Here is a 14,558-nt window from a genome sequence, read left to right as displayed (position 1 = left end):
ATACCTGTTAGCGAATAATAGGTATTAGTTAGCCAAATCGTAATTAATTGTCAAAACCCTGATATGTTTGACGCTATGCAAGCTTAGCTGTTGTAGAGTGGTAGATTTATTGTGCGCTTGCTTAGTTAAGATTGTCCAGCCCTAAATAATAAATTTTTGCATCATAGTCAGTCATCTTGCATTTAACAAGATATATACATAAATAACAAAGCTAGGAAATAAAAAATAACTAGTTTACGAAAACTTTATAAAAATCACATGCTTTTTTAAATTTAACTTTGCGAGCGATCGCGTTTTTTAAACCAGGTATTAATCATCACTTTTATATTATTAAAAACAGTAAATCTGAATACAGAATTTTGCGCTAGGAATCTGACATTGTACGCCTACTTGTGAAAGATAAAATGTAAATATTTCAGTAATTTTTTATGATAAAAGTATCAGATTAATCATTATCAGTATCATTGAGTCATTAAAAATACAAGTCAAAATTTAATAGTTGACGTTTCAATATAGATAGTTTAAAACAGAGAATTCTGTGTAAATTTATCATAACACTTTTCCTATATAGGACTCCTAAAAGTACTGATGATGTAATAGAGTGCGGAATAAAAGTAGTAGCAACGTAAATTGATTGTTGAATGCTAAAAGTGGTTGAGTTGGGGACAAAAACTACCGCAAGCAATTACCATATATCACAGGAGTTCAATAGGTGGAACCTAGCAAAGACAATATCGCGCCAGCATCTATACTCACATTAGGAATGGGCTGGTTTCCGCACACACCTGGAGGATTAGAACGCTATATTTATGATTTAACGCATCAATTAGCAGCGAATAAAGACAAAGTAGAATTATGTGGAGTAGGGTTACCAAATACACAAATAACTACCCCCATTAAGCTAACTAATTTAGCAGAACCAGAGAGTGTAATTTGGCAAAGATTATGGTCGATTCGCAGGAATTTTCAAAAAACCAGAAGCCACAAACCAGATGCGATTAACTTACATTTTGCATTGTACAGTTTTCCGATTTTGGATCTTTTACCGCCAGGGGTACCAATTACCTTCAACTTTCATGGACCTTGGGCATCTGAGAGCCTAGAAGAAGCAGATAATAAAATAGTGAGTGTTTTACTCAAGCGCTGGCTGATCGAAAAAAATACTTATAAACGCTGCGATCGCTTTATCGTCCTCAGCAAAGCATTTGGTAAAATTTTACATCAACAATATCAAATTCCTTGGGATAAAATCCACATTATCCCTGGTGGAGTTGATATTAATAGATTTCAAGCCAACCTCTCACCCCAAGAAGCAAGAAACAAATTAGGCTGGCCTGATAATCGTCAAATATTATTTACCTCCCGACGTTTAGTCCATCGAGTTGGATTAGATAAATTATTGCAAGCATTAGCAATAATTAAACCGACAATTCCTGATGTTTGGTTAGCGATAGCTGGGAGAGGACATATTCAAGCTGCACTAGAACAACAAGCTAAAGAATTAGGGTTAGAAGACAACGTGAAATTTTTAGGTTTTCTCCCTGATGAACATTTACCTTTAGCTTATCAAGCGGCTGACTTAACAATTATGCCCAGCCAAGCTTTTGAAGGCTTTGGATTAGCAATTATCGAATCTCTGGCTTGTGGTACTCCTGTTGTCTGTACCCCCGTTGGCGGAATGCCAGAAATTTTAGAACCCTTATCTCCAGATTTAATTACTACCTCTACAGAAGTTTCAGCTATTGCTGAAAAATTAGAACAAGTCCTACTAGGAAGCATATTAATTCCCTCTAGAGAAGCTTGTCACCAATACGCCGCCACCAAATTTAACTGGCAGAAAATATCCCAAGAAGTACGGCAAGTTTTATTAGGAGCGAGGGAATAGGGGTTAGGGAAGCGGGACAAGGAATTTTAGATTTTAGATTTTAGATTTTAGATTTTAGATTCAAACCCAATCCAAAATTGCAAATCCAAAATCCAAAATTGAATTGCCCAATGCCCAATGCCCCATGCCCAATGCCCCATGCCCAATAACAACTGATCAATATGTTAAAAATCCTGTTTTTAGACCAAAGTGGTAAACCAGGGGGTGCAGAACTATGTTTAATAGATATTGCTAAACCCTATCGCGATCGCTGTCTTGTGGGCTTATTCACAGATGGCCCATTTAAGACTTTATTACAGGAAAATCAAATTCCTGTAGAAGTTTTAACTGATCGAGCAATTCAAGTTAAAAAAGGAAGTAGTTTTTTTCAAGCATTAAAAAGCTTAAGACAAATCATACCATTAATTACTAAGGTAATTAACAGAGCAAAGAACTACGATGTAATTTATGCCAATACTCAAAAAGCATTAGTTATCGGTGCGATCGCGAGTTTTTTTGCCCGTCGTCCTCTGGTCTATCATTTACATGATATTCTCTCGAAAGAACACTTTAGCCTGAGTAACCGGCGTATTGCCGTTAACTTAGCTAATCGTTGTGCATCCTTAGTAATTGCTAATTCTCAAGCCAGTCAAATAGCCTTTATAGAAGCAGGCGGAAGGAAAGAACTTACCACAGTTATCTATAACGGCTTTGAACCAAAAACTTATCAAATTAACGAATTTGATGTTAGACAAATACAGCAAGAATTAGGATTAATTGGAAAATTTGTCATTGGACATTTTAGCCGTCTTTCACCTTGGAAAGGACAACATATATTACTTGATGCCCTTGCCCAATGTCCCCAACAAGTAACAGTAATTTTAGTTGGAGAAGCCTTATTTGGCGAACAAGAATATGTTCAACAATTACATCGACAAATTACGGCATTAGGACTAGAAAACCGCGTTAAATTTTTAGGCTTCCGTTCTGATATTCCGCAGTTAATGGCAGCTTGTGACTTAGTTGCCCATACCTCCACTTTTGCAGAACCCTTTGGTAGAGTCATTGTGGAAGCTATGTTGTCTGGTACGCCTGTAGTTGCTAGTAAAGCTGGAGGTGCGATGGAATTAATTAAACCGGGAATCAACGGTTTTTTATTTCAACCAGAAGACTCTCAAGAATTAGCACAAGTAATTACTGCTTGTTTACATCAAAGACATAACAGTGCAACTATGGCTCATAATGCCAGAAAAATGGCGACTCAGCGATTTGATATCACAAGTATTAATCAGCAAATTTCCCAAGTTTTATTATCTAAGTTTAGATAATTAAGCGACATATCAATATATTCTAGAGGGCAATGCACTGTCTTGCCCCTACAATTTGTCGTATTTTTGTTCAAATTGATATTAGGCTTAAAATCTGCATAAATGATCAATGACTAATAACAAATGACAACCCTAACTAGTTATTTTTAATTCCAAAAACAACATATTTCACCATCCAATATTTTCGTAGCGTGACAGTAAATTGCTGTAACTCCTGAAAAAGCTGCACTAAGGGAGTTTGCATCATCTAGGTTAGCTTCAACTAGCTCAACTTTGGCATTATTCAACTTGGATAAAGAAATACGATTAAGGTCTATTTTCCTGGTGATTGCACGCAGATTAGTCACGCCTTGTTCGAGGAAGCCTTTGACGACATTCCCACCAGTACCACCAGTTACGCCAATAAGTAGAACTTTACTCATTTTTGACCTTGAAATAGATAGAAGTATAAAAATCGACTAATGAAATTACTATGATTTTGATTTATAGGTATAAAGCCAGTCTTCAAACTCTGACTGACTCATCTTTACTTACAATTTAATTTTAATCACATTAATTATGAAGGGAAAATACGCTAATAGTTAGGGCTTTATTTGGTCGATTTTGCCGTACTTAAGCACTTGCTAAAAACCAAGCAAAAATATGCGATCGCTCTCAATTTCAATTATAAAATTCATACTTTTGGCAGATGCATAACATTTATAAGCTCATCAAAGACACTTTATTTTTTCGCTGCATTAATTAATGATTATAAAAATGTAGGAATTCCATATAATTTGCAATATTTCTTAAAAATATTTAAAATCAAGGCATAACAAACGCTAAAAATTATCCTTCTGCCTGCTTTAATTAAAAATTAAATTTAACCTTAAGATACATGAGATTTTATTGACTGGTTAAGTATAGTTAATTACAATTAATTGTAAAGATGAACCTTATTATAGGTTCATGAAAAAAATCTCTAGGACAATAAAAACAAAAACTACTCAAAGAATTGGGATAAAATTTATGAACGCTAGAATTGTTACTTTGCTAGCAATCATGACAGCTTTTACAAGCTTAGTAAGCCCGGTTCAAGCACAGTCATCAGGGGCAGCAAACCTAGATATACAACAATATGATGCAATCACTGGTGATTCGTTAACGGGAATAAATAATCGAAGTTCACAACAGGATTTTCAAATCTTTTTTGAGCAAAAAAATCCAGCAGTTACTTACAATGAAAATCAAGCTAATAATATAACTGCTGAAGATTCACGATTAACAGAAGCCCTATCAGCACCAAATAGTTCTGTATTCTTTGTTCCTGTTCAATCTTTTAATGGGAATGACGGAACCCAAGTACAGTTTGATTTTGGGAATAGTCAATAGTCAGTTGTCAGTTGTCAGTTGTCAGTTGTCAGTTGTTAGGTGTCATTTCCCCACCCCCTTTGTCTACTATTTCCTAAGACAAGGTAAATTTTTGTACGGCTGCAACTAATTGGTCGATTTCTGATTCTAAAGTAAAGTAATGCACGCAGGCGCGGACACAATCAGGATCGCGAATTTGGCGAATGAATAGCCTTTGTGATTCTAAAAATTGGACTAACTTTAAAGTAGTTTGGGGTTTTTGGTTCGCTAGTTGAAACGAAACTAAACCACTTTCGGGAGGAGATGTCCGCAAACATTTGACATTAGGTAAAACTGTTAATTGTCGCCATAGGTATTCACTGTGGCGACAAATTTGTTGATAGCGTTCCTCTGCGGTTCCCCATTGACGATGAATAGCGATCGCCTCTTTTAAACCAACGTACAATGGATAATCTGATGTTGCGACTTCATACTGACTACCGTCGGGATTCCAATCTATCGGCTGACCGCGATCGCTTAAAATCACACTCCGCCAACCAACAAAAGTAGGACTCAAACTAGCTTTGACTTCCGGACGCACATATAAACCGCCTACACCAGCAGGGCCGCATAACCACTTGTGACCGGTGAAAGCATAAAAATCTACTCCTAATTGAGTTAAGTTTAACGGCATAGCCCCAACAGACTGAGCCGCATCTACTAAAAGTAGCGAATTATTATTCCTGCATACTTCGGCAATTTTGTCTAGAGGTAAAACTTGACCTGTATTCCAGAGGATATGACTTAAAACCACCAGACGAGTATTAGGGCGTAAATTTTGGGCGATCGCTTCTACAGGATCACCTATATTTAAAGTATCCATCAAAGGACAAGTGGTAACTTCTACCCCAAACCTGCGACTGATTTCTTGAGAAATAGCGATAATTCCTTGATGTTCGCAATCGGAAAGTAGTATATGGTCGCCAGAACGCCACTCAATACCCCACATGGCGATATTGCAACCAACTGTGACATTTTCTGTGAGAGTAATCGTATTTGCTGGTACATTAAATTCAGATGCGATCGCTTCTTTTGTCGCATTAACGTTTAAGCCAATCCAACGCCCCACTTCATTACCAAAAGGGCCTAAGCTTTGGATTTGCATTTGAGTTTCGCTAATCGCCGCCATTACTCCTTGAGGCATTGGCCCTTGCCCGCCATAATTAAAATATGCCTTATTCGCTAAAGCTGGAAATTGCTCTCGATAGCTATGCAAATTCTTTTGTAGGGCAGAAAAACTAGTCATACTCATTTTGGATTAAACTGGCAAAAATAGTGTGTGGTCATTGGTTAAGAAATTGTTGACGCTTGACCCTTGACTGTTGACTGTTAACTGTTGACTATGGACTTTGGACTCCCAGAAAATGCTAATTCTTGCTAGCTTAAAGGAATGCTAATAAATGCCGATCTGTTACTGCAATATCAACGCTGTAAGCGCCGACCTTTTCTAGATAGTCGCGGTGATAAAACCCAGCGAGACACTCCCAATGAGTTGCTGCTAAAACTGCAACAAGACAAAATTGCTTATCAAAAGAGTATTTTGGCAAATTTGTCTTACCATCAGCCAGATTATCCCAGAAGAGACTGGGAAGCTGGACAAGCCGCAACTTTAGAATTGATGCAACGTGGGGTTGAATATATTCATCGGGGAATATTGTTAGTTAGTTACGACGAATGGGTAAATACAGAAAGTGAAAATTTCTCTGCTTCCCCAGATTATCAAAAATATACCCTGCTCAGCTGTCCAGATTTACTCGTAAAACAACCTGGACAATCTCGTTTTGGCGATTGGATGTATGTCCCCGCAAATTTGGAAATGGGGAAACGTCCCAAGCAGGAATATCAAGTAGGAGTTGCATTTCATGCTCAAGTTTTAGCAAAATTCCAGGGAACCTCACCCCACACGGGTTTATTGCAATTGCGTACCAGAGAAAATACTTATGCAGTAGATTTACTGAAATGGACGCCACAGATGCAGCTGATATTGTCAGAGTTGATAGCAGCTTTAGAGTCATCTGATGGTGCAGAAGTATTTATTTCTCGCCAAAAATGCAATCTTTGCCATTGGTATAGTCAATGTTACGCGATCGCTCAATCGCAAAAACACCTTTCTTTGTTACCGGGAGTCACACCGGTTCGCTACACTCAACTCCAAGAACTAGAGATAAATACACTGGAATCCCTAGCTAGTACCAGTCCCAGTATCCTCGAAAATCTTACTGGTTTTGACCATGAGGTAGCCCATAAATTAGTAGTACAAGCTCAATCTGTACTGCAAAATCGTCCGTTTATCTTACCTTACCCCTTACCTTTAGAAACTATTACTTACACAGCCCCTATTGAGATTTATTTTGATATTGAGGCACAGCCGGACTTAAATTTAAATTATCTCTTAGGCGTTTTGGTAGTCAACAGGCAAACCAACACAGAACAGTTTTATTCTCTGTTAGCCGAAAAACCAGAAGACGAAGAATTAGTGTGGCGACAATTTTTAGATTTGGTTTGGCAATATCCCGAAGCCCCAATTTATCATTTTTGTGCTTACGAATTCGACACAGTCAAACGACTAGCAAAGCTTTACCAAACTCCCTATTCTTCTGTGCGTCCGATATTAAATAGATTTGTGGATGTTTATGAACAATTAACTCAAAGCGTCGCCTTACCGATAGAAAGCTACGCTTTAAAAGCCATTGCGCGTTGGTTAGGGTTTGAATGGCGCGATAAAGAAGCTAGTGGAGCTAAGTGTATTTACTGGTACGACCTGTGGTTAGAGACAGGCGATCGCACTTTATTAGATATAATTCAACGCTACAACGAAGATGACTGCCTCGCCACCCGCAACGTCAAAGACTGGCTAGTACAATTTTTCCAAAAAGAATACTATCTACGCCCCGCCTAACAACAGTCAACACTCAACAGTCAACAGTCATCACTCAACAGTCATCACTCAACAGTCATCACTCAACAGTCATCACTCAACAGTCAACAGTCACTCACCCCTTCTTCTACCATCTGCCTTAATTCAATGATATTGTGTTTGGTGACTTTGACACTTTAATTTTAGCGATCGCTATCCATGCAGCTTATCCAAAAAATTTTCGCTAGACGAAGAATTATTTATTTTATTATCCCCATACTTATTATCAGTCTTTGTTGGAGCAATATCGCATCAGCGGCTGTTACCGTTAGTCAGATCCAGTTTATCGGACAAGCCACTCTTCCTAAAGGATTGTCCTTCCAAAACACCCCCGTTGGTGGTTTATCGGGAATTACCTACGATCCCAAAAAAGACCTTTATTATGCAATTTCTGACGACCGCAGTGAAAAAGCTCCTACTCGTTTCTATACTTTGAAAATAGATTTGAGTACAGGTTCGCTCAAAAATAATGGTGTTGTTCCTGTTGCGGTTACAACACTCTTAAATGAAAATGGTAACACGTTTGCTAGAGCTACCAGCGATACCGAAGGAATTGCCTTCACTAGCAAAAATACTGTCTTTGTTTCTTCGGAAGGTGATGCTAAAGAACTCGTTAATCCTTTTATTAAAGAATTTTCTTTATCTACTGGTAAGGTAATTACAACACTACCCATACCAAACAAATTTTTACCCGCTAAAAATGGTCAGTATGGTATCCGCGATAATTTGGCTTTTGAAAACCTCACCATTACACCAAACGAAGCAAAGCTATTTACAGCCACTGAAAATGCTCTAATTCAAGATGGTGTAGAAGCGCAACCTAATACCAGCACTTCCTGCCGAATTATACAGTATAATTTACAAACCCAGCAGCCAGAAAAGGAATACCTTTATCAAACTGAACCAATATCATCCTTTTTGAATTTTACTGGTAAGTTTGCTAGCGGATTGCCTGATTTAGTTGCCCTTGACGATCGGGGAAATTTCCTGAGTTTAGAACGGTCGTTTACCGGCTTAGGATTTGCTATTTTATTATTTCAGGTTTCCCTAGAAGGTGCTGATGATATTGGGCATATCGATAGCCTCTTAAGTATTAACTCCCAAAAAATCAAACCCGTTCAAAAAAAACTGTTATTAGACTTGCGAGGTTTAGAAGTACTGCTCGACAATATCGAAGGCTTAACCCTCGGCCCCAAATTACCTGATGGTCAACGCTCATTAATACTTGTCAGCGACAACAATTTTAACTCTTTACAACGTACCCAAATCCTAGCCTTTAAGCTGAAAATCGAATCACCTCTGATGAGAGTCTTACGGCGTCTCATCCCCATTTTCCAACGCTAAATTTTAGCTGCTGGTAATGACTTTTTAATCAGGACTTTGGTTCTAAATTTTACGTATATTTACGCAAAATAAGGGGTGAAACCACCATCCTGATTTAGGGATTCAGTGGAATCTCCCATACATTTTGCAAAACAAATATGTTACACCATGTTTAAGAACTGTTACAGATAATTTTTTGTAATTTTATTAAAAATTCACCAAGGTTTGGAGTAAATTTTACTCGACATGATAAATTCTCTAAAATTATTAACGTTTTTTATAGATAAAATATAGTTTTAAAGAGAGTTATGTTAATAACTATCTAATTTTTAAAATCAGTAATTTTATGGTGCAGAATCCAATTCCGAATCTAGCCAACTCCAAAACTGAATTAGATATTTATATTGGAAAATTTTTAAATAACCGCTATTTAATTAGAGATTTAATTGGCAAAGGAGGAATGGGTAGGGTTTACCTAGCAGAAGATGTTGCCAAAGGTGGAATGGCAGTTGCAGTCAAAATCCTATCACTTAGCTTGGGAAGTCAGCAAATATCCCAAAGATTTGCTAGAGAAATCTTTATTGGCGCACAATTAGGACGTAAAAGTAAAAATATTGTCCGGGTATTTAGTTATGGTGTTACCGAAGAAAATATTCCTTTTTATGTGATGGAATATCTCCAAGGTAAAAATCTCAAACGTATTCTGAAAAATCAAACATTATCTTTAACAAAAATATTAGATATTTGCCAACAAATTTGTCTGGGTTTGCAATGCGCTCATCAAGGTATCATCCTCAAAGGAGAAAACTATCCCGTTGTTCATCGAGATATTAAACCAGAAAATATCTTCTTGTTAGAAGAACTGAAAAAAGATAATATCGTCAAAATTCTTGATTTTGGCATTGCAAAATTTTTAACAGAGCGCAGTGGGATGACACTGACTGACTCCTTTATCGGTAGTTTACCTTACTGCTCTCCCGAACACATGGAAGGACGCAAACTACTAGATGTGCGTTCTGATATCTATAGTTTAGGCATCTTAATGTTTGAAATGCTGGCAGGAAAACATCCATTTCAAACAACAAGTAACTCATTTGGTACTTGGTATCAAGCCCATCACTTTCAAATTCCACCTACATTTGAGGAAGTAAATTCTCAATTAGCGATTCCGCCAAAATTGCAGAAATTAGTGATGAGTTGTTTAGCCAAAGAAGTAGGCGATCGCCCGCAAAGTATCAAAGAAATTTTGACTAATTTAGACCAAATCAAATTACAAATCGAACAGTCAGCTACTAATAATAGTGATGATAACTTACAGCCATCTACTCTACAAATAGTACCTGTAACTTCATTAACAGAAAAAGAATGCTTACAAAAAACCTGGCCAAAGAATAGACCAATTGCACCAATTGGCTTTCCCTACTTATTACATACATTACAAGGTACTATTCCCACTTTTTGGGCAATGTTACCGAAACAAGAAATTGCCAAATTTTTAGATAAAAAATATGGCACTGAATTTATTGCTAAAATGAATATCTATCCCATGATATTATGGGTTACAGTCTTACATAATGCCCAAAAATCCCAAACAAAATGGCTCTCTTGCTTTTTAGATATGAATGATGGACGGGGGCAAAAAATAGTGCGGAGTTTAGTAGAAGCAGGCTACTATCACTTACTATTTTTTTCTATAGAAGAGCCGACCAATTGTAAACATGTAATTACCTTAACCCTGAGTGCTAGCCAGCGTCAGTACTTAACAGATTGGTTAGCAAATAAGCAAAATTACCAGGAATTTATCTCTACCAAGCAAGCAAAAATCATTTTAAAGGCAGATTATGAAAGGTTAAAACCTGGAATCATCCGCAAATTAGTAGAAATTCCAGAGAATAAAGAAACAAGTTTAAAAAATTGGCTATTAAAAATATATTATTACTTTTTTAGAAAAAAATAATTTATCAGACTGGATTTAAGTTGAGAATAATTAAGTAATAGTATTATTTTTATAATTTGGATAAATAATTAATAAAGGGGAGTCTTAAGAGGTTGTAAAGGTGAATAAAAGCTCATTTGCATCTCCAAAAGTGACAAAGTTACTTGCCAATCGTTATCAACTGCTCGAGTTAATTGGCAATGGAGGTATGGGCAAGGTTTTTTTAGCTAATGATATGTTGCTGGGAGGAACCCCAGTAGCAATTAAATTCCTCGCTCAGACTGTTTGCGAACCAAAGATGCAAAAGGATTTTGCCAAAGAAGCATTGATGAGTGCAGCTTTGAGCCAAAAAAGTATACATATAGTTAGAGCGTATGATTATGGCGTAAGTGAAACAGGCAATCCTTTTTACGTCATGGAATATTTATCGGGTAAGTGTTTAAAGGAATTAATTCCGATGAACTTGCCTATGTTTATGACTTTAATCCGCCAGATTTGTTTGGGCTTACAATGTGCCCATCAAGGTATCAACATTGATGGCAATATTTATCCATTAGTGCATAGAGATATTAAGCCAACCAACATATTAGTTATTCCCGACCCTATCTTAGGTCAGTTAGTAAAAATCCTAGATTTTGGCATTGCAAAATTTTTAAATCATGTCGCAACTAATAGCACCAATAAAGGATTTCACGGCACATTACCTTATTGTTCACCAGAACAGTTAGAAGCAGAAGAATTAGATAGTCGCTCTGATATTTATAGTTTAGGGGTAATGATGTTTGAAATGCTGACAGGTGAAAAACCTTGGCAGCCAGAAACAGATCATTTTGGTGCTTGGTATAAAGCACATCACTTTCAAGCGCCAAGAACGATCGCTCAAGTCAAACCCAATCTAAAATTGCCCCGAGAATTAAATGATTTAATTATGGCTTGTTTGGCGAAAAAAGCCAGCGATCGCCCCCAAAATATTGCTCAACTGCTGCAAGTGTTGGAAAAAATCAATCGCTCCCATTATTTCACCTTGCCGTCAAATACCAGTACGGGGTTAGTAGACAACCATCTCCCTCCAGAATTACCCAAGAACTCTGAGTTACCCCTAGCTGTAGAACAAGCCTGCTACAAACTTACCTGGCCTGAGAAAAAACCCATTCAAGAAATTGTCTTTCCCCAAATTATCGATACCGAACCGGGATCTGTAGGAGCGCTGTGGCTGATGTTATCCAGTCAAGAAATCAAAAAACGCAGCCTTTCAATTCGTCACAACGAATTTCTGTTTATTACATCCCCTCACCCGATGCTACTGTGGCTGACAGTTTTATACAATCGCCTACTTGTACCTAAGTGGCTACCTTGCTACTTAGATATGCAAAACCCACAAAATCAACGCCTAGTAACTGCCTTAGCAGAAAATGAACGCTACCCGTTAATTTTATTTACTCTCGAACCACCCCATTCCTGTATCAGCGTTATCAGCAGTTACATCGATCCCACCCAGCGACAACTCTTGAAAACTTGGGTAAAACAGAGCCAAAGCTTACCAAATTCTGCTCAAGCCCAGTTGAGCAAAAACATCTTAAAGCAGCAGTATAAGCAAATGCAATCCCAGATTCAGCAGCGTTTAGGCGCAAAGCCCCCCGCTGTGGGAGCGGGTGTTGTGTGAAGAGATATGGCGAAGGGGGGACAAGAAATTTTGGATTTTGGATTTACGATTTTGGATTGGAATTCAATAGACTTCTTGCATAAATCTTTTGGTGTTGTTGATTAATCATTTGACAAGCTCACGCATAGACGCGGAGCGGCTTCCCTCAGGGTAGCCGCAAAGGCGCAAAGAAGAACGCGAAAATTAGGACTTTTTCAAGCTAGGTCTAATCTAAAATCCAAAATCTAAAATCTAAAATTGTTTCCAATGCCCCATGCCCGAAATTTTTCTTCCAGATAGTTGACAACCCAAGTGAAACGGTACATAATAACAAAGTTGCCGATTGAGGGACTGTAGTTCAATTGGTTAGAGCACCGCCCTGTCACGGCGGAAGTTGCGGGTTCGAGCCCCGTCAGTCCCGTTGAATTAGATAAGTTACAAGTGCTGAGTCTTAAGTAGACGCTAGTGGAAGAAGTTTATTTGTAAATTCTATCTCATTAGCGATCGCCTAAAACTCAGCGCTTGTTATAGTGATCGTGCTTTGAGAAAGAGAGAAAGAACTGTGACAGTTAGAGTTCGGATTGCTCCCAGTCCCACGGGAAATTTACATATTGGTACAGCGAGAACTGCTGTATTTAACTGGTTATTTGCTCGTCACCACGGCGGGAAGTTTATTTTGCGGATTGAAGACACAGACTTAGAGCGATCGCGTCCTGAATATACAGAGAATATTCTCGAGGGTTTGCGCTGGTTGGGTTTGAACTGGGATGAGGGGCCATTTTTTCAATCTCAACGCCTGGATCTCTATAAACAAGCAGTAGAAAAGCTCTTAGCACAAGGGTTAGCTTATCGCTGTTATACCACCTCGGAAGAATTAGAAGCTTTACGAGAAGCGCAAAAAGCTAAAGGGGAAGCACCGCGTTATGATAACCGTCACCGCAATCTTACCCCAGAACAAGAAGCGGCTTTTAAAGCAGAAGGACGTAGTTTTGTTATTCGCTTCAAAATTGAAGATGAGCGGGAAATTGTCTGGAATGACTTAGTTAGAGGCAAAATGTCTTGGCGCGGTAGCGATTTGGGCGGTGATATGGTCATTGCTCGCGCTTCCGAAGCCGGAGTTGGTCAACCGTTGTACAACTTTGTGGTTGTAGTTGATGATATAGATATGCAAATCACCCATATCATCCGGGGTGAAGACCATATCGCCAATACAGCTAAGCAAATTCTGCTTTACGAAGCCTTGGGAGCAAAAATACCCGAATTTGCCCATTCACCGCTAATTTTAAATATGGAAGGGCGCAAGCTGTCGAAGCGTGATGGCGTAACCTCGATTTCTGATTTTAAAAAATTAGGCTTTACTTCTGAAGGTTTAGTTAATTACATGACTTTGTTGGGTTGGTCACCATTAGACTCGACTCAAGAAATATTTACCTTAGAATCAGCAGCGAAAGACTTCGGCTTTGAGCGTGTGAATAAAGCCGGTGCAAAGTTCGACTGGGCGAAGTTAGATTGGTTAAACAGTCAGTACATCCACCATACCCCAGTAGACAAGCTGACAGATTTACTCATACCTTATTGGGAAGAAGCTGGTTTTAAATTTGAGGGTGGCAGAGAACGAGCTTGGTTAGAAAAGCTAGTAGCGTTAATTGCCCCTAGCTTAACTCGCCTCAAAGATGCGGTAGAGCAAAGCCAACTGTTTTTTAGCGATACCGTAGAATTTAGCGAAGAAGCAGTGAAACAATTGCAGCAAGAAGGTTCTGCGGCGGCGCTGCAAAGCATTTTGACAGCTTTAGACAATCAAGAAAAATTAGACGAAGCCAGCGCCCAGGAGATTATCAAGCAAGTAGTCAAAGCGCAAAATGTCAAGAAAGGTTTAGTAATGCGATCGCTCCGCGCCGGCTTAACAGGAGATGTTCACGGCCCCGATTTGATTCAATCTTGGTTACTACTCAACCAAATTGGTTTAGATCGCTCGCGTTTGAATCAAGCCATAACTGCTGGTAGTTAAATAGCGATCGCATCTGATACAGCGACAAACTACCAGTCTTTATAAAAATTTTAGATTTTTAGAGGCGTACCTATGTGCGCCTTTATTAATAATTAAAGCAACCAGAACAATTGATGATGCTTGACTGTTGACTGTTGACCGTTGACCGTTG

10 protein-coding genes and 1 tRNA gene are annotated in these 14,558 nt (G+C 38.3%); 9 read left to right on the top strand and 2 right to left on the bottom strand.

Annotated elements, in window-relative coordinates; translation table 11 throughout:
• The first annotated feature begins 763 nt into the window (after positions 1-763).
• Both H6G41_RS09365 and H6G41_RS09360 read left to right on the top strand, forming a co-directional pair.
• Positions 764-1,885, top strand: coding sequence for a glycosyltransferase family 4 protein (locus H6G41_RS09365; RefSeq protein WP_190745957.1), 1,122 nt, complete (start codon positions 764-766; stop codon positions 1,883-1,885).
• Positions 1,886-2,046: 161 nt separating this feature from the next.
• Complete coding sequence (locus H6G41_RS09360; RefSeq protein WP_190745772.1) at positions 2,047-3,192, top strand: glycosyltransferase family 4 protein; 1,146 nt, start codon at positions 2,047-2,049, stop codon at positions 3,190-3,192.
• Between the two features lie 146 nt (positions 3,193-3,338).
• Here H6G41_RS09360 and H6G41_RS09355 read toward each other — a convergent pair whose 3' ends face one another.
• Positions 3,339-3,614 carry an NmrA family NAD(P)-binding protein gene (locus tag H6G41_RS09355; protein WP_242037855.1) on the bottom strand — a complete coding sequence of 92 codons (276 nt, stop codon included), beginning with the start codon at positions 3,612-3,614 and terminating at the stop codon, positions 3,339-3,341.
• Positions 3,615-4,200: 586 nt separating this feature from the next.
• On the opposite strand from H6G41_RS09355, the gene H6G41_RS09350 reads away from it, so the two are divergent.
• Positions 4,201-4,563: a hypothetical protein gene (locus tag H6G41_RS09350; RefSeq protein ID WP_190745770.1), complete on the top strand. Its 363-nt coding sequence runs from the start codon at positions 4,201-4,203 to the stop codon at positions 4,561-4,563.
• Positions 4,564-4,636: 73 nt separating this feature from the next.
• Here the strand turns inward: H6G41_RS09350 and H6G41_RS09345 are convergent, their stop codons facing one another.
• Positions 4,637-5,827: an aminotransferase class V-fold PLP-dependent enzyme gene (locus tag H6G41_RS09345; RefSeq protein ID WP_190745768.1), complete on the bottom strand. Its 1,191-nt coding sequence runs from the start codon at positions 5,825-5,827 to the stop codon at positions 4,637-4,639.
• Positions 5,828-5,971: 144 nt separating this feature from the next.
• Between H6G41_RS09345 and H6G41_RS09340 the strand changes: the two genes are divergently transcribed.
• The 6 genes from H6G41_RS09340 to gltX all read left to right on the top strand — a co-directional run bounded on the left by H6G41_RS09340 (position 5,972) and on the right by gltX (position 14,407).
• Positions 5,972-7,480, top strand: a complete 1,509-nt coding sequence (locus H6G41_RS09340; protein ID WP_190745766.1) for a TM0106 family RecB-like putative nuclease — start codon at positions 5,972-5,974, stop codon at positions 7,478-7,480.
• A gap of 177 nt (positions 7,481-7,657) precedes the next feature.
• Positions 7,658-8,842, top strand: a complete 1,185-nt coding sequence (locus H6G41_RS09335; protein ID WP_190745764.1) for an esterase-like activity of phytase family protein — start codon at positions 7,658-7,660, stop codon at positions 8,840-8,842.
• Positions 8,843-9,167: 325 nt separating this feature from the next.
• A complete protein-coding gene (locus tag H6G41_RS09330; RefSeq protein ID WP_190745762.1) occupies positions 9,168-10,778 on the top strand; it encodes a serine/threonine-protein kinase in 1,611 nt (536 codons plus the stop codon).
• Positions 10,779-10,878: 100 nt separating this feature from the next.
• The gene (locus H6G41_RS09325; RefSeq protein ID WP_190745760.1) at positions 10,879-12,420 is read left to right on the top strand and encodes a protein kinase; all 1,542 of its coding nucleotides are present in this window, start codon (positions 10,879-10,881) and stop codon (positions 12,418-12,420) included.
• A gap of 326 nt (positions 12,421-12,746) precedes the next feature.
• Positions 12,747-12,820 (top strand) — tRNA-Asp (locus H6G41_RS09320).
• Between the two features lie 141 nt (positions 12,821-12,961).
• Positions 12,962-14,407, top strand: coding sequence for a glutamate--tRNA ligase (gene gltX, locus H6G41_RS09315; RefSeq protein WP_190745758.1), 1,446 nt, complete (start codon positions 12,962-12,964; stop codon positions 14,405-14,407).
• The last annotated feature ends 151 nt before the right edge of the window (positions 14,408-14,558 follow it).

The sequence above is a fragment of the Tolypothrix sp. FACHB-123 genome (genome assembly GCF_014697075.1).
Taxonomy (GTDB): Bacteria; Cyanobacteriota; Cyanobacteriia; order Cyanobacteriales; family Nostocaceae; genus Aulosira.
Note: the sequence above shows the minus strand (reverse complement) of the source record. Positions and strands in the feature narration are given on the sequence as shown.